Source organism: Vibrio viridaestus (assembly GCF_003856525.1).
Lineage (GTDB): Bacteria > Pseudomonadota > Gammaproteobacteria > Enterobacterales > Vibrionaceae > Vibrio > Vibrio viridaestus.
This window is the reverse complement of record NZ_RJVQ01000002.1, coordinates 367,286-392,161: the sequence shown is the minus strand read 5'-3', so window position 1 is coordinate 392,161 and position 24,876 is coordinate 367,286. Positions and strand designations below refer to the sequence as shown.

Sequence of the window (24,876 nt, the reverse complement as noted above, 5' to 3'; positions counted from 1 at the left end):
CTGAAATTAAAATTACCGAATCACTTTTAACTCTGACTCACGCGTAATTCCTGGAGAATCTTCCACAATACTATCAGCGCCATGGCACTAATCGCCGTACTGACGTAGGGTAAATTAACCAGTCCCATCTCGCTGATAACCTTTCCGCCGATGAGTGCACCTCCACCTATCCCTATGTTGATTATGCTTGAGTACACCGCCATGACAAAATCACCACCATGCTCATTGGTGGAAAGCACTGTCGATTGCAGCGTTAACATCATCATGATTCTCGTGGCTCCCCAAACCAATATTGCCGCAATTAAACCGTCAGCATGAGATACCAACGTCGGAAATAGCAACATAGACAGGATGACGCAGCAGGAGAAAAGCACAAACCGCAATTTGATTGATAAAAAGCGGCACAGTTGGCTAAATGAAAAGCTGCCAATTAATGCGGCCAAGCCAAACAGCAATAAGTAAAACGTAACTTCATTATCATTGTACTTTCCGACACGGGCAAGAAACGGCTCGATATAGCTGTAAGTAGTAAAGTGACTGACGAACATAAGAAAGGTAAAACCGTACAATATCAATAAAAATCGGTTTTTAAATAGTTGTGATATTTGCTTTATGGAGCCCTTAAAAATACTCGGCATCGAAGGCAGTAATCGCATCAGCAAGATAACGGCGATACAAGCCAGTATAGCAATGACTAGAAATGCCACGCGCCAACCGAAAGCCTGACCAATAACCCTCCCTAACGGTACTCCCATTATCATAGCTAATGACGTCCCCGATACCATCATACTTAAAGCGAAAGGCTTTCTTTCTACCGGTACGAGCCGAACAGCTAAGTTAGCCGCCATTGACCAAAATAAAGCATGCGAAATAGCCACGCCCATGCGACTAATCAGCAATGATGAGAATGACCAGGCAAAAAACGTCATGATATGACTGAGAATAAACAAGGAGAAAACACCGCACATTAAGCGTTTCCTTTCTAATTTACGGGTCACGATAATAAGAGGTAAAGATATTGATGCAACAACCCACGCATAAATGGTTAGCATCCATCCAAGTTGGGATAATGGTAAGTTGAGATCATTTGCCATGTCTGTCAAAAGTCCAACAGGAACAAACTCGGTGGTATTGAAGATAAAGCCAGCAATAGCCAAGATAATAACCTGACTATTCTGTGTCATACGCGAAGAACTGACTATTTGAGAAGAGGCTGAAGACATGTCAAATATCAAATAAAAAACAATGCATGCTATTCTACCAGTAACCTAACAGATCACTATTGATAAAAGGAAAAGAGTGCCAAAAATGCACTCTTTTCTTGGGGCTTGGAGCAATATGTCTAAGGCTATAATAGAAATTAAGCCATCTGGATGACAGGTTGACCTATTTCAATTTCTGGCTTCTCTTCCTCTGATTGGATAATTGTAAAATCATAATCATCACAGTTCATGACAATAAATGGAGTAGTCGTATCATAGCCCGCAGCAGAAATAGCCTCTAAGTCAAAACGAATCAACGGATCGCCTGCTTTAACTTGCTGTTCTAATTCGACCAAGTACTCAAAATACTGTCCTTTTAGTTTTACTGTATCTAATCCGACATGTATTAATACTTCGGCACCATTCACACTCGTCATACCTACAGCGTGCTTGCTATCGATTAAAGATGAAATAGTCGCATCACATGGTGCTCGCACAAGACCTTCAGTTGGCTTAATTGCGACGCCATCACCAAGTAGTTTTTGAGAAAAACTTTCATCATTTACTGTTTCAAGAGCAACGATCTTCCCCTTAATTGGACTCACCAATGTTGTTGGTATTTTCGCATCGGCTTCATTTGACGTGCTTTTCTCTGCCGCAACATCCTCATCATCAATAGGATCATCAAACCCGACGACATAAACCAAAGCAAATGAAACGACTGCGGCAATACCAGTGCCGATTAGAGCCCCAATGAAAGACGATGGATTATCCGGACTAATCGCATTTACAACCGTAAGAGAGCCCGCCAAACCAGCAAAGACGTAATAGCTTGTATGGAAGAAGCTCGCAACACCAGCAGCGATAGCACCGCCAATGCAGCCGCATACGAAAGGCTTTTTCAAGCGTAGCGTTACACCGTAAATCGCAGGTTCTGTAATACCAAATATCCCCGTAATACCTGCAGAAATACCCGCTTTTTTCAACATAGAATTACGTGACTTAAAACCAACGGCAAACGCAGCTGCCATTTGAGCAACAACAGCAAATGCACAGAATGCCTGAATCGAGTCGTAACCAAAGTGTTCATAGTTTGCCATTACGATAGGCATCATTCCCCAGTGAACACCGAAGACCACAATGAGCTGCCACACAGCACCAAGAATGGCAGCCGCTAGTGGTGGAGCAAAGTCATAAAGTGCGTTATAGCCAGAGGCAACTAAACTGGCAGCAAAACTGGTTGCCGGACCAATAATTAATAGTGTAGCTGGAACCATGATCAGCATACAAATCAGAGGGGTACAAAGCTCTTTGATCACATCTGGTAGACTGCGTCTAACAAATTTTTCAACGTAGCTTAATGCCCAAATCATAAATATTGGAGGTAAAACAGAGGCCGTATAAACCGTTTTAGAAAGAGGGATAGACAAGAACGTAATGACTTCGCCTTGTGCAATTCTCCCGGCAATTTCTCCCCACGAGGGGTTAATCAGTGCACAACAACATAAAACAGCTATAAAAGGATTACAGTTAAAATGTTTTGAAGCCGTAATACCTATAAATACCGGCAGGAATACAAACGGAGTCCAAGACATAAAGTTCAGAACTGCGAATGTTCCTGTTGATGACACCGAAGGAAATAAGTAGTTAGCGAAAATCAAACCACCCTGCAAGATACCTGATGCCGCTAAGATAAAAACGATTGGCGCAAAAATAGCTGACATGGAACTAATTATCGCATCTAAAATGCGCACTTTTTGCTTATCATCAGAGAGTAATGACGAATCAACTAGTGATGACATGGCCGCATACACATCGGCAACGTGTGTACCAAGTACTACTTGAAACTGACCACCACTAATCATCACTGTTATAACGCCAGGCATTTTCTTAATTTTATTTGCTGCCTGTTCTGGTGTGTCTTTTAAAACCAGTCTAAGTCTGGTTGCACACCGAGAATATGTACTCAGGTTCTCCTGACCTCCGACCTCAGCAAGAATATCTTTTGCAAGCTGCGCATAATCTCTAACTACGGCCATAAGTAGCCCTCCCGACATAAAAAATAGTATTTGTAACCGCTTTCTGAAACCGGTTACAAATTTACAATAGAAAATATTTTTCATTCAATATGAAAAAGAAATAATGAAGATAAAGCTCACATCAAATTCGAAAAATCATGTCTAAAAAGAGTTTTAGATCTCATTTTTTACCTGCAAGGACATATAAAACGTTAAAGTAGAAACTCGAAAATAACTGAAATATAGTAAATGCTACTGACATCACATAAAAAAAAGAAACCGGTTACATTTAGACGCTATTCGTGTATTTTGTAATTAGAGCTTGGTTGAAGAATCTGTATAAAAACAGCCAGAGACTTGCATTTATCCATTAGTATTCAATATGTTATTCATCGGAGGAAGGTAATGAGTAATACGGTTTTTCCTGACGGTTTTCTGTGGGGTGGTGCTACGGCTGCTAATCAATTCGAAGGCGCGTGGAACGTTGATGGAAAGGGTCCTAGTACCAGTGATATGTTCAGCGGTGGTACACATGCAGTATCTCGTCGCATTACCCGAACTATCGAAGAAGGCGTGCACTACCCTTCCCATGAGGCCATCGATTTCTATCATCGTTTCAGAGAAGACATCGCATTATTTGCAGAGATGGGATTTAAGACGTTTCGCTTCTCAATTAACTGGACTCGAATTTTTCCAACCGGAATGGAAAAAGAGCCTAATGAAGCAGGTCTTAAGTTCTATGAAGATGTGATTGATGAGCTAAAAAAATACGATATTGAACCTTTAGTCACTATCTCTCACTACGAATTACCCTTCGCGCTCACTCAGGAGTACAACGGCTGGGCGGGAAGAGAAGTTATCGACTGCTTTACTCGCTACGCAGAAGTTCTGTTCCAGCGTTTTAATGGGAAAGTTAAGTATTGGCTAACCTTCAATGAAATCAACGTTGGTACAATTCCCGTAGGTAACTACCTGGGTCTAGGTATTCTCAACGATGGTACCGAAGATTTTATGAATCAGGTCGACGTGCCGCAATTACGTTTCCAGGCTTTACATCACCAATTTATCGCCAGCGCTAAGGCGGTAAAAATGGGCCATGAAATCAATCCAGATTTCAAAATTGGCTGTATGATAGCATTTATGACCACCTATCCTTATACCTGCAACCCAGAAGATATCATCTTGGCTCAAGAGCACGTCAAGATGCACAACTATTTCTGCGGAGACATTCAGGTTCGCGGTAAATACCCTTACTATGCGAAACGCTACTTCGAAGAAAATAATATCGAAGTCAAAATGGAAGATGGTGATGCTGAAATATTGGCAGAAGGAACTGTCGATTACTATACATTCAGTTATTACATGTCGAACTGTGTCTCTGCTAACCCTGACAATGAAACCGGTTCAGGCAATCTAATGGGGGGAATTAAGAATCCTTACCTTGAGGCCTCTGACTGGGGATGGCAAATTGACCCCATTGGTCTTCGTTATACATTGAATGAAATTTACGCACGTTACGAAGTGCCACTGATGGTGGTTGAAAATGGTTTAGGTGCTTTCGATACCGTGGAAAAAGATGGTTCAATTAACGATAGCTACCGTATTGATTATTTGCGTTCTCACATTGAACAGATGGGTGAAGCCGTTAAAGATGGCGTTGAATTATGGGGATACACGCCTTGGGGTTGTATCGACCTGGTTAGCGCATCGACGGGTGAAATGGAAAAACGTTACGGCTTTATCTATGTCGATAAAGATAACAATGGTATCGGAACATTAGATCGTAAACGTAAAGAATCTTTCTTCTGGTTTAAAGATGTTATCGCCTCTAACGGTGAAAAACTGTAACTAAATCAGATAAAGCCACCCAAAACAATGGGTGGCTTTTCTCATGTTGAATGCCGAGATAAACCATCTTCATATCTAAATTTTGGCTCTCATCCATTCCTATCGAAATCTCTTCTCTAAAATGGATTAATCAGTTTTGTTAATCGACCAACACTATCCCATTCACTACTCACATCGATTTCACCTATCAATTTAATAGAGACAAGCAATTTCCGTTTGAGACCCCATGATGGGAATATACTTTCCGAAAGCAAGAGATTGCAAAGAACATCGCCAATAACTTAAAGGAAAGTAAAAGTATGATTAACTCAAAAATCAAGCCGTTTAGCGCTACAGCATTCAAACAAGGTCAATTTGTAGAAATCACTGAAAAAGACGTAGAAGGCAAATGGGCTGTCTTCTTCTTCTACCCAGCAGACTTCACTTTCGTATGTCCAACTGAACTTGGTGACCTTGCAGATCACTACGAACAGCTTCAGAAAATGGGCGTTGAAGTGTACTCAGTATCAACTGACACTCACTTCACTCACAAAGCTTGGCACGATAGCTCTGAAACTATTGGCAAAATCAACTACTTCATGGTTGGTGACCAAACAGGCAATATCACTAACAACTTTGGTGTAATGCGTGAAGGTCAAGGCCTAGCAGACCGTGCAACGTTCGTTATCGACCCTGAAGGTGTTATCCAAGCAATGGAAATCACTGCAGAAGGTATCGGTCGTGATGCAGAAGATCTTGTTCGTAAGATCAAAGCGGCTCAATACGTTGCTTCTCACCCTGGTGAAGTATGTCCTGCTAAATGGAAAGAAGGCGAAGCGACGCTAGCTCCTTCACTAGACCTAGTAGGTAAAATCTAATTACACATTAATTGATAACTAACGTTATCCGTTAATCCACTGCATCAGAGCATTCCGGGTACCGTACCAAACGACCTAGGTACCTGGTTTGCTCTCCTTCTGCGAATTCATCCAGAGTGAGCACTTTTTTGACTCTATAAGGTGTAATCAATCATGTTAGACCAAGCGATTAAACAACAACTACAACAGTACCTTGCCAATCTAAAAGAAGATGTCCGCTTAGTGGTCAGTCTAGATGAAAGCAAGGCAGCAAACGAACTTGAATCTTTAGCAAATGAAATCAGCGAACTAAGCCCGCTCGTATCGGTTGTTCGTGACGATTCAGCGAGTGAGCGTAAACCGGTGATGACGGTTTCCAACCCTGCGAAACAAACGCAACTGCGTTTTGCTGGCGTGCCAATGGGACACGAATTTACGTCATTGATACTGGCACTTCTGCATTCTGGCGGTCACCCGATGAAGCTTGAAGCGGATGTCATCGAGCAAATCGCTCAGTTGGATAAAAAACTGGATGTAGAGATCTTTATTTCTCTATCTTGTCAGAATTGTCCAGATGTCGTTCAGGCATTCAACATGATGGCAGCAATCAATCCAGGCGTACGCGTTACCATGATCGATGGCGCATTGTTCCAGGATGAAGTTAAGCAGCGCGATATCATGGCAGTTCCTACCGTGTACGTGAATGGCCAAGTCTTTGGTCAGGGACGAATGTCATTGGCAGAGATTTTAACCAAAGTAGACGACAGCGCAGCAGAAAAAGCCGCGGCAAGTATCAATGAAAAAGACCCATTCGATGTACTTGTTGTTGGTGGTGGTCCTGCTGGCGGAGCAGCCGCAATTTATTCTGCGCGTAAAGGTATCCGTACGGGCGTCGTAGCGAAACGCTTCGGCGGTCAGGTCATGGATACCATGGCGATCGAAAACTTCATTTCAGTAAAAAGAACAGAAGGCCCGAAACTTGCTGCAGATCTAGGTGAACACCTAAAAGAATACGGTGTTGATATTATTACCGATCAGCAGGTTGATCGTATTATGGGCGCAGAAAACACCTCTGATGGCTATATTCAGGTTAATTTAGAAAGCGGTGCGACGCTCAAAAGTAAGAGTTTAATTTTAAGCCCAGGAGCTCGCTGGAGAGAAATGAACGTTCCAGGGGAACAAGAATATCGCAACAAAGGTGTAGCTTATTGTCCTCACTGCGACGGTCCACTATTCAAAGGCAAGAAAACAGCGGTTATCGGCGGTGGTAACTCTGGTATTGAAGCAGCTATCGATTTGGCTGGTATCGTGGAACACGTTACAGTACTCGAATTCGCTGGTACGCTTCGTGCGGATCAAGTATTAATCAATAAGGCGAATTCTTTGCCCAACGTAGATATTATCACGATGGCGCAAACCACAGAGGTTATTGGTGACGGTAAACGAGTGACCAGTCTTCAATACAAAGACCGTAATACCGATGAAATTAAAGAAATCGAGTTGTCTGGTATCTTTGTCCAAATCGGTTTGGTCCCGAACACCGAATGGTTGAAAGACTCAGAAGTGACACTATCTCCTCGTGGAGAAATCGAAGTGAATGCCCGAGGTGAAACCAGCATGAACGGTGTATTTGCGGCAGGTGATGCGACCACGGTTCCTTACAAACAGATCATCATCGCGATGGGTGAAGGAGCTAAAGCGAGCTTATCAGCCTTTGATTACCTGATTCGTCAGGATGGCTAATCTCATATGAATAAGTAATAAGCGGCTTTTTTAAGCCGCTTTTTTATTAACTCACAATCGTTGAAGACTGGTCAGATAAGGATAACCGTCCCCACTTAACCTTCAAAATTAGAATAATCAGCGCTAACGATGCTGTAATTCCGTTGGCTAAAATAACAGGCAATTGCAAATTAATCAGCCCATATACTGTCCAGAGAGCCGCTCCAGTAGTAAAGATAACGTACATAACCAAAGAAATACTTGTCACATTTCTTGTCTTTATTATCTGGTATACCTGCGGTAAAAATGCTGACGTGGTCATGATGCCCGCTACCATACCAATTAACTCAGTTGAAAATACATTCACAATTCACTCTCCTAATTACTCTCTATTGCGAATAAATACTCAATAAATACCCGTTAAAAACACCATAATGAAACCGGTTACATTTTGTGATATTTTAAGTGAATTATTCGTATAGGGAGAGAAAAATAGTCAAAAACTATTACTGAGTTCACAAACATAATTCTCGTAAGAACCCCTCTTTAAATACCGCCTTAAATAAACAGTAAAAATAACAAAATCACGCCATATTCAAATTCAGTATAAAGCTGTTATTTAGCCGACATTCGAGACATCATTACGCTTCAAACGATAACAATCTGAACATAAAGTCAGGTGAGCTCATAATGAAATAGCTCACTCCCACTCTTTAGGGAGCCACTAATGCAAAGTCAAAATACTCTTAATATCTTAAAAAGACCCAGAAGATTAAGAACCAATTCAAACGTTCTGAAAATGGTTCAGGAAACTCAACTTTCACTGTCCGATCTTATCCAGCCCATTTTTGTTGAAGAAGGTATTTCTGAGCCTGTACAAATTGATACGCTTCCTGGGGTGTATCGCATTCCCGAGTCTCATATCGAAAAAGAAATTACTGAAATTTATAACCTTGGAATTCGTTATGTCATGCCTTTTGGTATTTCAAAGCACAAAGATGCCTGTGGTTCTGATACCTGGAATGAAGATGGTCTCGTAAGTCGAATGACCAAAGCGATTAAAGCCGCCTGCCCCGATATGATTGTTATCCCAGATATTTGCTTTTGTGAATACACTACGCACGGTCACTGTGGTGTCGTTCATGACGGTTATGTCGACAACGATCAAACGGTTGTGAACTTAGTTAAACAATCTGTAGCAGCAGCGAAAGCTGGGGCGGATATGTTAGCACCATCATCAATGATGGATGGACAAATAAGAGCGATACGTCAGGGACTTGATGCCGCAGGGTACCCAAATGTCGGAATCATGGCACATTCCATTAAGTTCGCATCTGCATTTTACGGCCCGTTTCGTTCAGCGGTTGAGTGCAGCTTAGATGGGACTCGTGACGCCTATCAAGCAGACTACCATAATGGTCGTCAAGTTCTAATCGAAGCCACTCTTGATGAAGAAGAAGGCGCTGATATTTTAATGGTAAAACCGGGGACGCCCTATCTCGATGTACTGCGTTCATTAAGAGATAATACAAATTTACCGTTGGCGGCTTACCACGTAAGCGGTGAGTATGCCATTCTGAAAAACGCGGCTCAAGCAGGACTGATTGATGAAAAACGAGCTGTTATTGAATCAATGATTGGCTTTAAACGTGCCGGAGCCAGTGTCATTGTCACCTACTACTCAAAAGAACTCGCTCAATGGCTAGCTGAGTAAAAACTAAAAGTGTCATAATTGGTATTTTTATTAGTAAATATGACACTTTCTGTCAGATATTTATGTTACAACTTAGCTATGCTTAATATCTCATCAATAAGGAGATAATTATGTCGCTAGTTCAACGTATCTTTGTATCGGGAGCCATTGCCTTTACCCCCTTTCTTCAGGCATTTGAACTCACAAGTAATGACATTCAGGAAGGACAGCAACTGTCTTCCGCTTTTGTCTTTAACGGATTTGGCTGTAGTGGTGAAAATCACTCACCTCAGTTAAGTTGGTCGAATGCGCCAAAAGGGACAAAAAGCTTTGCAGTTACCGTTTATGACCCAGACGCCCCTTCAGTTAGTGGTTGGTGGCATTGGAATATTGTCGATATACCGGCTAGCACAACCAATATTAAACAAGGGCAATCAACTGAATCGCTAAAAGCAACAGCCATCACCAATGACTTTGGTACTAAGGCGTTTGGAGGGGCATGTCCACCTAAAGGTCACGGCATGCATCGCTACCAATTCACCGTTTGGGCATTGCCGTATGAAAAAATGAGCTTACCGGAGAATCCTCAGGCTGCTTTGGTTGGCTATATGTTAAATCAGGATACACTCGGAATGGCTCGAATCACCGCAACGTATTCCAGATAAGAACTATTTAGGTACAGAGAGATGAAATCCTTAATCAAGTTTAATTATATTTCCGGATCGCGTCCGCATAAGTTAACCAATGTGGCGATTTTATCTCCCTGTATTATTTGGGTTCGTGCAGGCTACAAACGTTTACTCTCTGATCAAGATATAGACAATGTCGATACCCAGAACTTATTGTTTATCCGCAGTGGAGAGCGGCTCACGTTCGAAAATCAGCCGAGTGACATCCCATTTCGCTCATGTCAGATTAGTTTTCACCACTCCCCTGACCAAAGTTTACTTGCACTAAGCATCGACAATGACATTCAACATAGTCGCATTGTTCCCTTAAGTCACAACCTGCTGAGTATGCTTGAAATAATTAAAAATATGTCGGAAATCGAGTTGAGTGAGACTGTTCAGCGTTGCTGGCTAGATGGGTTCTACCATTACCTTGCAGAACACGGTCTATTGCATAAGCTATTTAGTTACACATACCTTTCATTAACAGAGAAACTAAGTGAACACTTTGCTCAGTCTCCCGCAGACGATTTTTCGATTGAAAAAGATAGCCAACAGTTAGGAATGAGCCGCTCAACCCTGATTCGGCATTTACGACAGGAAAATACCTCTTATCGAGAGGTGTTACTCAATGTGAGAATGAACCATGCAATAGGGCTACTGCAAGCAGGAAATAGAGATACTAATGTTATTGCTCTGGAATGTGGATATTTATCTGAACAACGATTCCTACAACGTTTTCGAGAGCGATTTGGCTTAAGCGCTAAAGAGTATATGGCTACGATTTAACTGACGCGATATTTCTATTACGACGACACTTTTCCGAACAATATTTAACCTCATCCCAGCATGTTTGCCACTTTTTCCGTCAGGTGAATGATCGCCCGCAAACCACACACACTTTTGTTGGCAAGTGAGACTTAGCGATACGCTTTACCATGTAATACCTCGCTCATTATATTCAAATTAATACAATACATTGCGGCAGAAAATGAATCACTGTAATGTAACCTCTCTCATCAACAGCGAGCATATAGAGCAACTATGGATCTCACCACTTGGCTGATTTACGTCAGTGTAACCAGTATATTAATTTTCACTCCTGGTCCCTCTGCGCTGTTGTGTATTTCTGACGGATTAAAATACGGAAAGAAACGTTCAGTCGCAACTGTACTAGGTGGTGCTACTGCTGCCATGATCCTGATGTCCATCTCTGCCGCAGGCCTTGGAGTTATTCTAGTAGCGTCAGAGAAGCTCTTTTTTATCCTCAAAAATTTAGGGGCGGTATACCTGATCTATATTGGTTTGCAATCTTGGCGTCATACGGGATCGATAGCGCAGTTTAGGGCTGAGCAACCAACAGAACAAATCGATATTGCTTGGCTGACACTATTCAAAAAAGGGTTTATGGTGGGCATCAGTAACCCTAAAGATCTGCTGTTTTTTATCGCCCTCTTTCCAGGATTTATTGATACAAGCTCTCCTCACGTAGAGCAGTATGTCATTCTCGCCCTTACTTGGTTTATTCTCGATTGCTCCTTTATGTTTATGTATTCCGTTATAGGAAACAAATGCAGCCGCTGGCTGTTTAACCATAAAAATATGCGCCGATTTAATCGCGTTGTGGGAGCAATATTTATCTCTCTTGGAAGTACGTTAGCCATAACATCGGGTGCGTCTCGCTAAACCAGTACGACACCATTTTCATCGGTTTCTAGAGAGAGAAGATTGAATTGACTGTTTGGAAGTGTCTGAAAATCTGCCACTTCTTTATTAATCCATGCAATAAACTGATTGATTTTTTCTCTTTGGAAATGGGCCTTAGGTGCGCATAGGTAGTAACTATAATTCGACTTTACCGCTTTGTTCCCAATGCGTACTAAGCTTTTTTCCTGCAAGTATCGATAGGCCAAACTGTGCTTGACCAAAGCAACACCCTGCGCGGCAAGCGCGCCTTCAGTTACATATTGGGAACCATCGTATTTGAGGGATACCTGAGCATCCCCAAGCTTCATACATGAAAAGAAACTCTGCCAATCCATATCAGGCCAAACATCTTCTATCAGATCAACTCGCTTCAAATCATCCAATTGATAAACTTGATATTTCTCCTGAAAATCAGGATGACAAACAGGATATAGCACTTCATCCATTAACCAATGAACTTGAACATCCTCATAGACTCCTCTTCCATAACGAATACAGAGATCGATTGCTCCTTGCTTAAAATCAACAAGTTCATTCTTTGGATCGATCAGTAATGCCAACTCACTGTGCCGCTCTCTAAATCGGGTAATCCGCGGTATTAACCAATGTTGCGCAAAGGTAGGATGCGTGGATATAGCTAAACGATCAGGAGTCGGGTCTTGCTGCAGCATTGAAAGACCGTGATGCAGTTCTGCAAATGCTTTTTGAGTTGAGCGAAACAGGATTTCCCCTTCCTGAGTTAAACATACCTGTCGGTGCTGTCGTTCAAAAAGCTCACACTCAAGATGCTGTTCCAAAAGACGAATTTGCTGACTAATAGCGGCAGCCGTAACAAATAGCTGCTCTGAAGCCAATTTAAAACTCTTTCGTTCCGCTGCGATATGGAAGTAATACATTCCCTGCAAGGGAGGTAACCTATCTTTCACTTAAGTTTTCCTTAACTCAAAGTTAAATTTAATCGTTTGTTCAAATCAGGATGCATAGCCATTATTAATAGCACAATTTAATAGAAATGGTGACATACATGTATACTAATGCTCAAACAAGAATGACTACTCCAAAGATATCTACGTCAAATAGACATAAGAAATTCTTATCCACTTTAATAAAATGGTACCGAAATGCTAAAACTAGGCACCACTTAGAAGACCTGCCTGATTATCTTTTGGATGATATCGGTGTGAGTCGACAAGATGCCAAACAAGAGATAAATAAACCATTTTGGAAGTGATGATGGGTGCGAGAGAATAAGCCGACAGGCAATCTATTTTGCCTGTCGGTAATGAAACTAGTGAGCAAACTTAAGCGCCAAAACACCGGAAATAATGAGCAAAACGCCGACGTAACGCATAATCGAGGTTGCGTCACCATAGAGGAAAACACCGACCAAAAAAGTCCCCGTCGCTCCTATCCCAGTCCAGACGGCATAGGCTGTGCCCATCGGAATCGTCTTCTGAGCCATGAATAAAAAGCTTCCGCTAATAACCATAAACCCAACAGCCATTGAGATACCGACAAGTTTTGACTGCCCACTTTGAGCGATTTTTAAACCTATCGGCCAACCTATTTCAGTTAATCCCGCCATAATTAAGTAGAACCAACTCATAACCGCCCCCTATTTACTTGGTGAATTTGCAACCTATCGTATCAATAATTATGATTAGTTAAAGTTAATAACTATCGAAAAAATTCATATGTTGAGTCTTGAACAAATAAAAATGGTGGTTCTGGCCGCGGAATTGGGTTCCTTCTCAGCTTGTGCCCGTAAGTTAGGTAAAGTTCAGTCGGCGGTAAGTCATGGTATTAATTCTCTTGAAATCGATTTAGGAGTTGAACTGTTTGACAGAAGTTCGCGTAACCCACGTTTAACCGCAGAAGGCGAACGATTACTGCGCAGTGCAAAAGCCCTTCTGGCACAATCCGATGAGTTGGAGAGAATTGCTGGCGCTATTAACCGAAAGGAAGAAGGCTCGCTAAAAGTTGGGTTTGATGATGGACTGAGAACCTCAGCATTGAATCAATTACTCCACCAGTTTTCAGAGAAGTTTCCCTATATCAGATTAGAACTCATGACGATAGCATCCCCAGATATCATCGCTGAGGTCGCAAGTGGAGATATCGACCTCGGTATTATGTTTTCAGAGGTAGAAGCAATTAAGCGTGTCGATTTCTGTTATATCGGCAGTGTAGACTTTATTCCGGTATGTCACGCTCAGTTCCCTTTAGCCAACCTAAAAAACCTATCTGCTTCAGATTTAGTCCCCTATCGACAATTGGCCATTCGTGGGCGTTCTAAGCAAGAATCACAATCGCTAGTGAGTATGTCACCGAATGTTTGGTGGTGCACCAGCCATTACAGCATACTCGATATGGTCAGAGAGAGAATAGGTTGGGCCTACCTTCCTAGCTTCTTAGCGGACACATACCTTAAATCGGGTGAACTCGCCAAAATAAATGTGACATTTGACCATAAGCCTTGGTCGGTACCAGTAGATCTTGTTTTCCGACAAGGTAGGGAATTTAGTGTTGCTTATGAGTGGTTATTCGAGAAATTAAAAGGGATATACGCAGGATAAAAGAAAAAAGCCAGATTGCTTCTGGCTTTTTGATCACCGGGCGATGCTCGATTCGATATCCGTTTGACGGTCTAAAATCCATTGACTATCAAATGGCCCCCAGTCAGACAGTTTGTAATAACCATCATTATGACGACGACCATCTTGAATAAACATCAACTCAATACCGATACCAGGCAACGCTTTTAGCACGTCCTGAATTGTACGACGTGGCCAACCAGTCTGTTCAATTAATTTTGGAACATTCGGTCTTTCTGTATTTTCAACAAGATACGCTAAGTACAATCTCCGTGCAAAAACAGGACTCAACTCCATCGAAACCTCCTATTATTGTGCTACACCATTATTTCTGTTTTCGTACGGCGTGTGTTGCGCTCGATCAATAGATCTTTCAGTCATGCAACTGGTTTGCAATATTCATTATCAGTCTGAATACTTAATCGCATATTTTGTGAATTCAGTCACTTCCTGCTAGGATTTGGCAAAATAAGAAAAACCGCGATATGTTGAGGAGAGAGTATGTCTGTGGTCATGTATGGTATCCCAAACTGCGATACCATCAAAAAAGCCAAAAAATGGTTAGAAAGCAATGATATCGAATTTACGTTTCACGACTTTCGTAAGCAAGGAGTCGATCAAGAGATGGTATCTGGCTTTTGTGAACAGCTTGGATGGGAGACCGTCCTTAATAAACGCGGAACAACGTATCGCCAATTAACTCAAGAGCAAAAAGACGAAATAAATAGCGATTCCGCGATACAACTTCTAGTAGAATACCCAGCCATGATTAAGCGCCCTGTTCTTTCTATTGACGGAAACCTACACATTGGTTTTAAACCAGAACAGTATGCGAACCTATTTTCAAAATAAAGGATACCAAGGATGACAGACAGTCCAGTATTGGCACTGACCAAAGATCTCATTAGCCGTAAATCTGTTACACCAGAAGATGCCGGCTGTCAGGACGTGATGATTGAGCGTCTGAAAGCACTTGGTTTTGAAATTGAAGTCATGGTGTTTGAAGACACAACTAACTTCTGGGCACGTAAAGGTACAGAAGCACCATTATTCACTTTTGCTGGCCATACAGATGTTGTTCCATCTGGCCCGGTAGAGCAATGGCATACCCCTCCTTTTGAGCCAACCATAATCGATGGTCACCTACATGGTCGCGGTGCGGCAGATATGAAAGGCTCTCTGGCATGTATGGTGGTTGCTGTTGAACGCTTTGTCGCCAATAACCCGAACCACAAAGGATCAATTAGCTTTTTAATCACATCTGATGAAGAAGGTCCATTTATCAATGGAACCACTCGTGTTGTCGATACACTTCGCGATAGAAATGAAATCATTGATATGTGTATTGTTGGAGAACCGTCGAGTACCACTTCTGTGGGCGATGTAGTGAAAAACGGTCGACGTGGTTCATTGACAGGCGACCTCACGGTAAAAGGAATTCAAGGACACGTGGCGTATCCTCATTTAGCACGTAACCCAGTACATCAGTCTCTCCGCGCTATAGCTGAATTAGCGGAAACTAAGTGGGATAACGGCAACGACTATTTCCCACCAACCAGCTTCCAGATTCCAAACGTGCATGCTGGTACTGGCGCGTCAAACGTCATACCTGGTGAATTTAACGTGCAGTTTAACTTCCGCTTTAGTACCGAGCTCACCGCTGATGAGATCAAAGGTCGAGTACACTCAACGTTAGATGCTCACGGATTAGAGTACGAGCTAAATTGGACCCTTAACGGATTACCATTTTTAACTGATAAAGGTACTTTATTGGACTCGGTCGTCAACGCTGTTACCGAGGTCAACCACAAAGCTCCTGAATTATTAACCACTGGTGGCACTTCTGATGGACGTTTCATCGCGCAGATGGGAGCTCAAGTCATTGAGCTTGGTCCAGTCAATGCGACTATACACAAAGTGAACGAGTGCGTTAGTATCGCTGATCTTGAAAAACTAACGGATATGTACGAAAAAGTTCTGGAGCATGCACTAGCATGATCATGACTCCTGAACAACTGACTGGGAAAGTAACCAGCCACCTAAAACCGCTATTATTAGGGCAAAAGGAATTTGATATTCACACACTTGTGATATCAGATATCAAAGCACTGATTAAAGCGGCAAATGAGGCTGGTTTCAACCTCCATATCGCAAGTGGGTTCAGGAGTTTTGATAGACAACTCTCTATATGGAATGGGAAGTTTTCAGGTGCCAGAACGGTATTAGATACAGAGAGCCAACCACTTGATACTTCCCTGCTTTCGGACGATGCAAAAGTTCATGCTATTATGCGCTGGTCGGCGCTACCGGGAGCCAGCCGACATCATTGGGGAACAGACTTTGATGTTTACGATCAACTATCTCTCCCTCAAGCAACGTCACTACAACTCGAACCCTGGGAATACTTAACTGGTCATCAAGCTAAGTTTTTCGAGTGGATGCAAATCAACGTAGAAAAGTACGGATTTTATTATCCTTATCGTGAAGATAAAGGGGGGGTTGCTCCAGAACCCTGGCACATCAGTCATCAAGTGGCAACTCAAGCCTTTCTCACTCAGTTAACGCCCGAACTTCTTGCTCAACAATTGCGAGATGAACCGCTTCTTGGCAAAAATATCGTTTTACCTCAGCTTGAATCCCTCTACACTAGGTATATTAGTAACCTGTCTGTGTAGGTGATAACAATGGATATCTTGACGTCTCCCTGGGTCATAATACCGTTAATTATGATTGTTCTTATCGGTAATATGGTTGCCTTCAAATATATGACACCCAAAAATCTAGATGCGTATAAAAAGAAAGATCAGGATTTAGACAGACTCATTGCATTAGATAAAAAACATCAGCAAGAATTAAAGGAAAAGAATGACAAAAAAGGCGCTGAATAAGCGCCTTTTTAACCATTATCTTTCAAGAAGTTTAGAAAGAATATCAGCAAAAGATTTTAATGTATCTTCCGATACCGGTTTGCCTTTTGAGTCCGTTAGGTTAATTGAAGTACGGTTACCCAAATCACCAAGCAGCAATGTATAAGAACCTTTCTTCAACGGGAGAGGTTCAACACGGAAGGATGCCCAAACATCGTCATCAGGTGTCGTATAGTCGACTTTGATACTACCTTGTGATTGAGTTCTATCCTGTATTGCCATATTGATTCTGATAATAGCATCAGGCAAGCGTTCCCATAAAACATTGTACGGTGCGCGAGCAATGATAACAGGAAGCCCACTTCGGTCAGACCCCATCTGAACAGCAATGTTATTCATTTGACTACGTATACGATTTGCTTCATCTGCTCGCTGCTTATCGTCATAGTGGGTCACGATATTATTGGCCATCACAGCTGTATAACGATCTACCATTGACTCATTTTGACTAAGCGACTGGCTGCCTTGCTTCAGTTCCAAAAGCTTAACCTGAATTCCATCCTGTCCCGTCTTCTGCAGTTTTTCAAACTGATAGCGACCTAACACCGGATTAGGCTCATCCTCTGGAGACCAAGTTACCCAACCAGTCTGAATGACACTACTGCTCTGTTCAGTAAAAGAGGCACCAGATGCATTTAGCCACTGAGTAATCTCACGCCAAATTTTGTCTGCGGTACCATTTTTTACCATCCATAGCTCAGCAGTGTTACTACGCTGATCGACTCTAACACCAGATAGAAGTGTCAAAATTTCTTGGGGAGGTCGAATATCAACGTCCGTTCCTATAGACCCTTTATACTGTCCTTGAGGTATCTGATATAAAGAGCTGGACTCAGGTAAAGCGTTGCGTGGGTATTTCCAATCCTGGAGTGACTGAGCATTTAGGTAAGCAAAATCATCGTCGGCCTGCTTACGCTCAACCGCATTATTTGAACAAGCTGATAAAACTAAAACAGCTAGTGTACTACTCACCAGCTGACAAGAAAACTTCATTGAAACTCCTATAGAAAGCCGAGGCACTTGTTACCTCGGCAAACATTTTTCATACTGCTATCTATTTGTTATAGAAGGCCAGCATCTTTCATCGCCTGCTCAACAGCAGGGATTGCCGACTCAGAAAGTGGAGTCATTGGTAAACGAAGATGTCCACACTCGATGATTCCAATCTTTTCTGCAGCCCATTTAGCCGGAATTGGACTTGATTCGATAAACAGTTTTTTATGCAATCCCATTAATCGATTATTAATGGTCTGAGCTTCTTCAAATCGTCCTTCCAGCGCCAAATGAACCATTTTAGCCATATCTGCCGCCGCTATGTTATTCGTTACAGAGATAACACCGTTACCACCTAGCTTGATAAATTCAAAGCCGGTACCGTCATCACCACTGAGTAGGACAAAATCATCGCCGCAAAGTTCACGATGTTTTTTAACTCGACTAACATCACCAGTTGCGTCTTTAATACCAACAACGGTTTTAAGTTCTGACAAGCGACCAACAGTTTCTGGTTGAAGGTCAACACCGGTACGTCCAGGTACGTTATAAAGTATCTGTGGAGTATCCGTTTCTTCAGAAATAGCTTTGTAGTGAAGGTACATACCTTCTTGAGTTGGCTTGTTGTAGTACGGAGTAACACTTAGGCACGCCGCAATACCTGTATTATTCAATAAACGAGCAAACGTTAATGCTTCGTGCGTTGCATTCGCACCTGTACCCGCAATGACAGGGATACGTCCTTGAGCATATTCAACTGTTCTTTCAACAACTTTGACATGCTCTTCAATACTAAGAGTCGCAGATTCGCCTGTAGTACCTACAGAAACGATAGCGTCAGTGCCTGATTCTACATGGAAATCAACCAGCTTCTTAAGACTGATGTAATCCACTTCGCCATCGGGTCTAAAAGGTGTAATTAATGCGACAATACTTCCAGAAAACATGTCTTTCTCCCTAGGTTGATACTACCTGCATGGTACTGTAATGCGATGAATAAACACAAGTGATTCGTTGCGCTTATTTTTGCTAATTTGGTGAATATTTATTATTGATTGATCTGGTTCTAATTATTGGGTCACTCTTATCGGCAGGAGCCGAATTTCCGGTAGGCAACACTCTCTAAAACGGAGGGTTGCTCTGGAGATCAGTAACCCCAGAGCGAAACAACAGACCAAACAATACACTGAATGATTTTATGCTACCATGTCTTAGGCAAATAAATCCGATAAAATCGCTAAATTGATATCAAGTTAACGTAAAGCTCGAAAAAGGATAAACAATGAACACATTACAAGCAGGTATAACGGCTCCTGATTTCTCATTACAAAATCAAAATGGCGAAACTGTTACGCTTTCTGACTTAAAAGGTAAAAAAGTCCTGCTCTATTTCTACCCGAAAGCAATGACCCCGGGATGTACTGTTCAGGCACAAGGTTTGCGCGATATAAAAACACAGTTAGATGACCTGAACGTTGTTGTTCTGGGTGTTAGTATCGACGCTGTACCACGCCTTGAAAAATTTACTGCTCGTGATGAACTGAATTTCACGCTGCTATCCGACGAAGATCATCAAACCGCGGATGCTTATGGAGTCTGGGGAGAGAAGAAATTTATGGGTAAAATATACGATGGACTGCATCGTATCAGCTTTTTAATTGATGAAAATGGTGTCATCGAGCACGTCTTTAATAAATTTAAAACAAAAGACCACCATCAGGTTATTCTTGATTATCTCAATCAATAAATTCCAAAGAAAATGCCAGCAATTGCTGGCATTTTTATTCTATCTACTTCATTTCTAATTTTTATCAGACAACAAACTTATTCAGCAAGTTATCCTGTTCTCTTACTTTGCTCGCCTGCTCCTGAGTCTGCTTATTAGAGATCTCCGCAGATTCAGCGACTTGGCTACTCAGATCTTTAATCTTAAACGTATTGTTATTGATTTCTTCTGCCACCAAACTTTGTTGTTCAGCGGCTGATGCAATCTGCATATTCATGTCATTTATCTGTTGAATTGCGCCTCTTATTTTCACAAGTGCTTCATTCGCAAACTGTGACTTTTCAACCGCTGCAACAGTCGTATTTTTACTTTCTTTCATCGCGTTGGATACTGCAGTCGCACCAGACTGCAATTGCTCAATCATTGTACGAATCTCAGTGGTTGACTGTTGTGTTCTTTGAGCAAGTGTACGGACTTCATCTGCAACGACGGCAAAGCCGCGACCAGACTCTCCAGCACGAGCAGCTTCAATTGCCGCGTTAAGTGCCAGTAGATTAGTTTGGTCAGCAATATCGTTGATGACTTTTAAGATGGTTTCGATATTGGCGGTCGCCGACTCAAGCCCTTCAACCTCTTCTACCGCCTGATCAATTCGGGAAGCCAATTGATCAATTGATGCTGTCGTCTCACTAACTACAGCAGAGCCTTCCTGAGTCGCGTTATCGGCTTCCTGAGCTGCTGCTGCCGCTCCCTGAGCATTGGAAGCCACTTCTGAAGCACTTGCAGCCATCTCATTCATTGCGGTTGCCAATTGCTCCAGCTCTTTCATTTGACTCTGCATAGCATCAGATGACTTTTTCGCATTTCCTAGTGTGGTTTCAATACCGGAATATATATCACTGCTAATTGATTTAGACAGCTTCATCTGATTTTGAAGTGACGCGATAAATTGGTTAAAACCTACCGCAAGCTGGGCAAATTCAGGATCGGTGTTTTCATCCAGACGCTTGGTCAAATCGCCTTTCCCCGAAGCAACGTCTTTAATGGCTTCATTCAGAGCACCAAGAGGACGCATAAGAACTTTCAGTAGGTAGGTTAGTATCAGAAGACTGATTACAACACCGATAACGGTATAAATAATCGAGCTATTACGTACCTTAGTAATAGCCTGGAACGCCTTCTCTTTATCGACAACAGCACCAACGTACCAGTTTTCTCCAGGTAAACGCTCGAAATCGACAATGAACTCTTTGTTGTTCAGCTCAATATCTTGCAGGCCATCTTTAAGCTTTATATCGGGTAAAAATTCACTCACATTTTTACCGTTAAACTCAGCATTCGGGTGTGCGATGGTAATCCCATCGTCCGTCGCGATAAACAGATACCCAGCATCGAATAACTTGGCAGTATTGACTAAATCAGCAAGACCAGAAAGGTTCACATCATAGAACATGGTACCAATATAACGTCCCGCTTTTTGAACCGGTGTTCCGATAGATATGATCATCGTGTTGGTCGCCATATCAAGATAGGGCTTAGTCACGTAGATTTTTTTTATCGCTTTTGTTTCGGTATACCACGGTCTGACTCGAGGATCATAGTCACTATTGGGGGTCCAGCCATCAATATTCTCAACAACTTTACCGTCTTTTTCGTAGCCAATCCCCACCCCGGCAACACTCGATTTTATTGCGGGCTTCTCAATCAATGATTTTACGTAATCGGTATTTTCCGGGTCAACCTCAACAGCTTGTGTCACTGCAGATGCAAGTCTGCGTGTGCCTTCCATCTGAGACGTAATCGTGTTTTCAACGCCAACAACGATCTCCTGCAAACTATTACTTACTAGACCGGTGACTTCCTGTTTCACCGTACTCAATTGGTGTAAGCTCAACAAACCAACCGTTGCAAGTAACAACGCAGAAGAAGCCGCTACAACCTTATAGCTAAATTTCATCACAACCTTCGACTCCAAACAAAAAACTGCAGTAATTATATGCAGTAATCGGCTGTTTGCAGAAAAACTTTAATTAGCGTTTTATCATTTATAAGGGTAAAAATTGTGACAAAATATTAACCATTCGATAACAAGCGACTATTCTTACGTCGCAGCAGCATCGTCATCAATACTAGGCAAGGCCCGCCAAACCGCTTTGACTAGGGTCGCTAATGGAATCGCAAAAAAGACGCCCCAGAAGCCCCAAAGACCACCAAAGACTAAAACGGAGACAATGATAGCAACAGGGTGAAGGTTCACGGCTTCAGAAAACAAGATAGGAACCAATACGTTACCGTCCAATGCCTGAATGATGCCATACGCTAACAGCAACCAATAAAAATCAGACGTCAGTCCCCACTGGAAAAGTCCAACAATGGCAACAGGAACCGTGACAGCAGCTGCTCCAATATAGGGAATCAAGACCGAAAAGCCGACAGCCACAGATAACAACACGGCATAACGCAAATCAAGCAACGCAAAAGTCACATAACTTACCCCACCGACAATAATAATTTCGAGAACCTTGCCGTTAATGTAATTGGAAATCTGTTGGTTCATCTCAACCCAAACCTGGTTGGCTAACTCCCTATTCTTGGGCATTAGATTTTTAACTGTCGACATCATTTCACTTTTGTCTTTAAGCAAAAAGAAAATCAGTAACGGAACAAGAATCAGATAAATAGCTAAAGTCGCAATACTGACTAACGACGAGAGTGATCCTTTCACGACTTTTTCACCCATCGACAATGCCTGATTTTTCGCGTTGTCCATGATTGACTCCACGATTTCAAGATTTGCTAACTCAGGGTAGCGTTCTGGCAAGTGGGCAATGGACACCTGCAATTTATTGTACATATTAGGAATATCATTAATAAGATTTCCTACCTGCTTCCAAATGGTTGGAACCAGCCCAAACAAAGCAAGCAACATAAAGCCAATAAACAAAAGAATGACAAAAATAACGGCTGGCGTTCGGGGCATGCCAAATTTCGCAAGCTTTGCGACAGGCCATTCTAGTAAATAAGCAAGAACAATAGCCACCAGAAGAGGAGCAATAAGGTGACCAAAAAAGTAGATAACAATAAAACCAAAAAGCAGAATCGCAATTAAGCTGACGGCGTGAGGATCGGAAAAGCGTCTCTTATACCAACGACTTATCATCTCGAACATATATTACAGCCCTTTTTATACTAACTTGATTTTCCACTACTCTGAGCGAGTTAGCGTCTAAATGTCGTCGAAATTTAAATTATGCTACATAAATCAATATTATACTTAATTGCATCTTGAGCGAGCTCAGGTATATTAGGTTTCATTATCTTAAGTAGCCAGACCCATTGTATAGACTTTTATATGAGTTGCCACAGTTAGTACAAAGCGATAGGTCTAATGATATGAATAATTACCAGGCTTAGAAACCTTCTTCTCTGCTCAATGTCCAAGTAATGACGAAAACAGGAAGACTGACCCCATATGAAGTTAGATAAATTTGTCAAAAAAGCGCTGAGTTTAAGCATATCTGCTTCGATTTGCTTCACTCCGGTAGCGAGCAGTAAAGACATCGATTTACCCGATATTGGTACGGTTGCGAGCTCGACATTGACGGTCGATCAAGAGAATATTTATGGTGATGCGTATATGAGAACGATGCGTAGCAGCCAACCCATCATTAATGATCCCGTTTTGAATGACTACATTAACGATCTAGGTCATCGTCTGGTGGCAAATGCTGAGAACGTAAAAACACCGTTCTATTTCTTCATTATCCGCAACCGAGAAATCAACGCATTTGCATTTTTTGGTGGGCATGTTGCTGTGCATTCCGGGATATTTCTTCACACCAAATCAGAAAGTGAACTCGCGTCAGTCTTAGCGCACGAAATATCTCACGTAACCCAGCGACATTTAGCTCGTAGTATGGAAGCGGAAGCGCAACGAACACCAGCGACCATAGCGGCTCTTGCGGGTTCTTTGTTACTGGCTATCGCAGCACCGCAAGCTGGAGTGGCGGCACTATCAGCAACCACAGCTGGCAGTGTCCAAGGCCAAATCAACTACACCCGATCTAACGAAAAAGAAGCCGACCGTTTCGGTATTGCCACTTTGGCTCGTGCTGGATTCGATCCTTATGCTATGCCCAATTTCTTCGGAAAACTGGCAGATGAATATCGCTACGCAAGTACCCCACCAGAAATGCTTCTGACTCACCCATTGCCTCAATCGCGTATTACCGATAGCCGGGAAAGGGCCAGCCACTACTCCCATGTAAAATTGGCACCTTCTTTGGCGTTCCAATTGGCCAGATCTCGAATCGTTTCACGCTATAGTGGTTTAGATGAAGAAGCGGCACTTGATTGGTTACGAAGACATGACAAGACTGACAGCCCGATAATCCACACAGCAATGGAATACGGCAGAGCTATTGTCTATCTCGACAATAAGAAGCTCGATAAAGCGAAACCGATCATTGATAAGCTACTTGCTCAGGACCCACAGAATTTATTTTATCTCGATGTTGCATCAGACCTTAATATCGATGCGAAAAAACCGGAGAAATCGGTTGAGTTGATGGCGCAAGCTTTGCAGCAAGCACCCAATAACAGAGTGATCACAGTCAACTATGCGAATGCTCTTTTAGAAGCAAAGCAAAACGATAAGGCAATTAAGATATTACAACGCTATACTCATGATCATCCGGAAGATACTGTCGGTTGGTCTTTATTGTCACAAGCAGATGCTCAAGACGGAGATCAAGCCGAAGAGTTGGCCTCACGAGCTGAACTTTATGCACTGAAGGCAGATTGGGATCAGGCGATTCAGCTCTATACTCAGGCAAGTCAACTCGCAAAACTAGGAAGTCTGGAGCAAGCTAGATACGACGCCAGGATTGATCAGCTTATTGCTAAGCGTGACCAGTTTATGGCACTAAAACAATAATTCAAG

Annotated in this window: 25 protein-coding genes and 1 pseudogene; 15 read left to right on the top strand and 11 right to left on the bottom strand. The window is 42.3% G+C overall.

Annotation, left to right across the window (positions count from 1 at the left end):
* Nucleotides 1-26: 26 nt before the first annotated feature.
* Both EES38_RS05715 and EES38_RS05710 read right to left on the bottom strand, forming a co-directional pair.
* Nucleotides 27-1,223, bottom strand: a complete 1,197-nt coding sequence (locus EES38_RS05715; RefSeq protein ID WP_124936208.1) for a sugar transporter — start codon at nucleotides 1,221-1,223, stop codon at nucleotides 27-29.
* 137 nt (nucleotides 1,224-1,360) lie between these two features.
* A complete protein-coding gene (locus EES38_RS05710; RefSeq protein WP_124936207.1) occupies nucleotides 1,361-3,241 on the bottom strand; it encodes a beta-glucoside-specific PTS transporter subunit IIABC in 1,881 nt (626 codons plus the stop codon).
* 384 nt (nucleotides 3,242-3,625) lie between these two features.
* Between EES38_RS05710 and EES38_RS05705 the strand changes: the two genes are divergently transcribed.
* From EES38_RS05705 to ahpF, 3 genes are all read left to right on the top strand, one after another.
* The gene (locus EES38_RS05705) at nucleotides 3,626-5,068 is read left to right on the top strand and encodes a glycoside hydrolase family 1 protein (RefSeq protein WP_124936206.1); all 1,443 of its coding nucleotides are present in this window, start codon (nucleotides 3,626-3,628) and stop codon (nucleotides 5,066-5,068) included.
* Nucleotides 5,069-5,367: 299 nt separating this feature from the next.
* Nucleotides 5,368-5,925: an alkyl hydroperoxide reductase subunit C gene (gene ahpC, locus EES38_RS05700; RefSeq protein WP_124936205.1), complete on the top strand. Its 558-nt coding sequence runs from the start codon at nucleotides 5,368-5,370 to the stop codon at nucleotides 5,923-5,925.
* A 153-nt stretch (nucleotides 5,926-6,078) separates the two neighbouring features.
* Entirely contained in the window at nucleotides 6,079-7,647 is a 1,569-nt protein-coding gene (ahpF, locus tag EES38_RS05695) for an alkyl hydroperoxide reductase subunit F (protein ID WP_124936204.1), read from the top strand.
* Nucleotides 7,648-7,693: 46 nt separating this feature from the next.
* Here ahpF and EES38_RS05690 read toward each other — a convergent pair whose 3' ends face one another.
* Nucleotides 7,694-7,993: a SemiSWEET transporter gene (locus tag EES38_RS05690; protein ID WP_208020401.1), complete on the bottom strand. Its 300-nt coding sequence runs from the start codon at nucleotides 7,991-7,993 to the stop codon at nucleotides 7,694-7,696.
* 360 nt (nucleotides 7,994-8,353) lie between these two features.
* On the opposite strand from EES38_RS05690, the gene hemB reads away from it, so the two are divergent.
* From hemB to EES38_RS05675, 3 genes are all read left to right on the top strand, one after another.
* Entirely contained in the window at nucleotides 8,354-9,340 is a 987-nt protein-coding gene (hemB, locus tag EES38_RS05685) for a porphobilinogen synthase (protein ID WP_124936203.1), read from the top strand.
* Nucleotides 9,341-9,450: 110 nt separating this feature from the next.
* Nucleotides 9,451-9,984, top strand: a complete 534-nt coding sequence (locus EES38_RS05680) for a YbhB/YbcL family Raf kinase inhibitor-like protein (protein WP_124936202.1) — start codon at nucleotides 9,451-9,453, stop codon at nucleotides 9,982-9,984.
* Nucleotides 9,985-10,005: 21 nt separating this feature from the next.
* Nucleotides 10,006-10,776 (top strand): helix-turn-helix transcriptional regulator, encoded by a 771-nt coding sequence (locus EES38_RS05675; RefSeq protein ID WP_124936201.1) that lies wholly within the window; start codon nucleotides 10,006-10,008, stop codon nucleotides 10,774-10,776.
* Here the strand turns inward: EES38_RS05675 and EES38_RS05670 are convergent.
* Nucleotides 10,766-10,927 (bottom strand): annotated as a pseudogene (locus EES38_RS05670) (DUF2256 domain-containing protein). The gene EES38_RS05675 and the pseudogene EES38_RS05670 overlap by 11 nt on opposite strands.
* 104 nt (nucleotides 10,928-11,031) lie before the next feature.
* Here EES38_RS05670 and EES38_RS05665 point away from each other — a divergent pair.
* Nucleotides 11,032-11,673, top strand: coding sequence for a LysE family translocator (locus tag EES38_RS05665; RefSeq protein WP_124936200.1), 642 nt, complete (start codon nucleotides 11,032-11,034; stop codon nucleotides 11,671-11,673).
* Here EES38_RS05665 and EES38_RS05660 read toward each other — a convergent pair.
* The gene (locus EES38_RS05660; RefSeq protein WP_124936199.1) at nucleotides 11,670-12,620 is read right to left on the bottom strand and encodes a LysR substrate-binding domain-containing protein; all 951 of its coding nucleotides are present in this window, start codon (nucleotides 12,618-12,620) and stop codon (nucleotides 11,670-11,672) included. The two genes, EES38_RS05665 and EES38_RS05660, sit on opposite strands and share 4 nt — an antisense overlap.
* Before the next feature lie 86 nt (nucleotides 12,621-12,706).
* Between EES38_RS05660 and EES38_RS22580 the strand changes: the two genes are divergently transcribed.
* Nucleotides 12,707-12,925: a DUF1127 domain-containing protein gene (locus EES38_RS22580; RefSeq protein WP_341824394.1), complete on the top strand. Its 219-nt coding sequence runs from the start codon at nucleotides 12,707-12,709 to the stop codon at nucleotides 12,923-12,925.
* A 57-nt stretch (nucleotides 12,926-12,982) separates the two neighbouring features.
* Here EES38_RS22580 and EES38_RS05650 read toward each other — a convergent pair whose 3' ends face one another.
* Complete coding sequence (locus EES38_RS05650) at nucleotides 12,983-13,300, bottom strand: DMT family transporter (protein ID WP_124936198.1); 318 nt, start codon at nucleotides 13,298-13,300, stop codon at nucleotides 12,983-12,985.
* Nucleotides 13,301-13,388: 88 nt separating this feature from the next.
* Here EES38_RS05650 and EES38_RS05645 point away from each other — a divergent pair, with 88 nt between their 5' ends.
* The gene (locus tag EES38_RS05645; protein ID WP_124936197.1) at nucleotides 13,389-14,270 is read left to right on the top strand and encodes a LysR family transcriptional regulator; all 882 of its coding nucleotides are present in this window, start codon (nucleotides 13,389-13,391) and stop codon (nucleotides 14,268-14,270) included.
* Between the two features lie 33 nt (nucleotides 14,271-14,303).
* Here EES38_RS05645 and EES38_RS05640 read toward each other — a convergent pair whose 3' ends face one another.
* The gene (locus EES38_RS05640) at nucleotides 14,304-14,585 is read right to left on the bottom strand and encodes a winged helix-turn-helix domain-containing protein (protein ID WP_124936196.1); all 282 of its coding nucleotides are present in this window, start codon (nucleotides 14,583-14,585) and stop codon (nucleotides 14,304-14,306) included.
* Nucleotides 14,586-14,789: 204 nt separating this feature from the next.
* On the opposite strand from EES38_RS05640, the gene EES38_RS05635 reads away from it, so the two are divergent.
* The 4 genes from EES38_RS05635 to EES38_RS05620 are packed head-to-tail and all read left to right on the top strand — an operon-like array spanning nucleotide 14,790 to nucleotide 17,176.
* Nucleotides 14,790-15,140, top strand: a complete 351-nt coding sequence (locus tag EES38_RS05635) for an ArsC family reductase (protein ID WP_124936195.1) — start codon at nucleotides 14,790-14,792, stop codon at nucleotides 15,138-15,140.
* A gap of 12 nt (nucleotides 15,141-15,152) precedes the next feature.
* Nucleotides 15,153-16,286: a succinyl-diaminopimelate desuccinylase gene (gene dapE, locus EES38_RS05630; protein WP_124936194.1), complete on the top strand. Its 1,134-nt coding sequence runs from the start codon at nucleotides 15,153-15,155 to the stop codon at nucleotides 16,284-16,286.
* Between the two features lie 2 nt (nucleotides 16,287-16,288).
* Complete coding sequence (locus tag EES38_RS05625; protein ID WP_124936562.1) at nucleotides 16,289-16,963, top strand: M15 family metallopeptidase; 675 nt, start codon at nucleotides 16,289-16,291, stop codon at nucleotides 16,961-16,963.
* A 9-nt stretch (nucleotides 16,964-16,972) separates the two neighbouring features.
* Nucleotides 16,973-17,176: a DUF2897 domain-containing protein gene (locus EES38_RS05620; RefSeq protein ID WP_124936193.1), complete on the top strand. Its 204-nt coding sequence runs from the start codon at nucleotides 16,973-16,975 to the stop codon at nucleotides 17,174-17,176.
* A gap of 15 nt (nucleotides 17,177-17,191) precedes the next feature.
* Here the strand turns inward: EES38_RS05620 and bamC are convergent, their stop codons facing one another.
* Complete coding sequence (gene bamC / locus EES38_RS05615; RefSeq protein ID WP_124936192.1) at nucleotides 17,192-18,208, bottom strand: NlpB/DapX family lipoprotein; 1,017 nt, start codon at nucleotides 18,206-18,208, stop codon at nucleotides 17,192-17,194.
* A 68-nt stretch (nucleotides 18,209-18,276) separates the two neighbouring features.
* On the bottom strand, nucleotides 18,277-19,155 hold the full coding sequence (dapA, locus tag EES38_RS05610) for a 4-hydroxy-tetrahydrodipicolinate synthase (RefSeq protein WP_124936191.1): 879 nt from the start codon (nucleotides 19,153-19,155) through the stop codon (nucleotides 18,277-18,279).
* Between the two features lie 335 nt (nucleotides 19,156-19,490).
* Here dapA and bcp point away from each other — a divergent pair, with 335 nt between their 5' ends.
* On the top strand, nucleotides 19,491-19,955 hold the full coding sequence (gene bcp / locus EES38_RS05605) for a thioredoxin-dependent thiol peroxidase (RefSeq protein ID WP_124936190.1): 465 nt from the start codon (nucleotides 19,491-19,493) through the stop codon (nucleotides 19,953-19,955).
* 64 nt (nucleotides 19,956-20,019) lie between these two features.
* On the opposite strand, the gene EES38_RS05600 is transcribed toward bcp, so the two are convergent.
* Together EES38_RS05600 and EES38_RS05595 are read right to left on the bottom strand one after the other, a co-directional pair.
* On the bottom strand, nucleotides 20,020-21,891 hold the full coding sequence (locus EES38_RS05600; protein WP_124936561.1) for a methyl-accepting chemotaxis protein: 1,872 nt from the start codon (nucleotides 21,889-21,891) through the stop codon (nucleotides 20,020-20,022).
* Between the two features lie 144 nt (nucleotides 21,892-22,035).
* On the bottom strand, nucleotides 22,036-23,103 hold the full coding sequence (locus EES38_RS05595) for an AI-2E family transporter (protein ID WP_124936189.1): 1,068 nt from the start codon (nucleotides 23,101-23,103) through the stop codon (nucleotides 22,036-22,038).
* A gap of 303 nt (nucleotides 23,104-23,406) precedes the next feature.
* Between EES38_RS05595 and bepA the strand changes: the two genes are divergently transcribed.
* Nucleotides 23,407-24,870: a beta-barrel assembly-enhancing protease gene (bepA, locus tag EES38_RS05590; protein ID WP_124936188.1), complete on the top strand. Its 1,464-nt coding sequence runs from the start codon at nucleotides 23,407-23,409 to the stop codon at nucleotides 24,868-24,870.
* Nucleotides 24,871-24,876 lie beyond the last annotated feature (6 nt).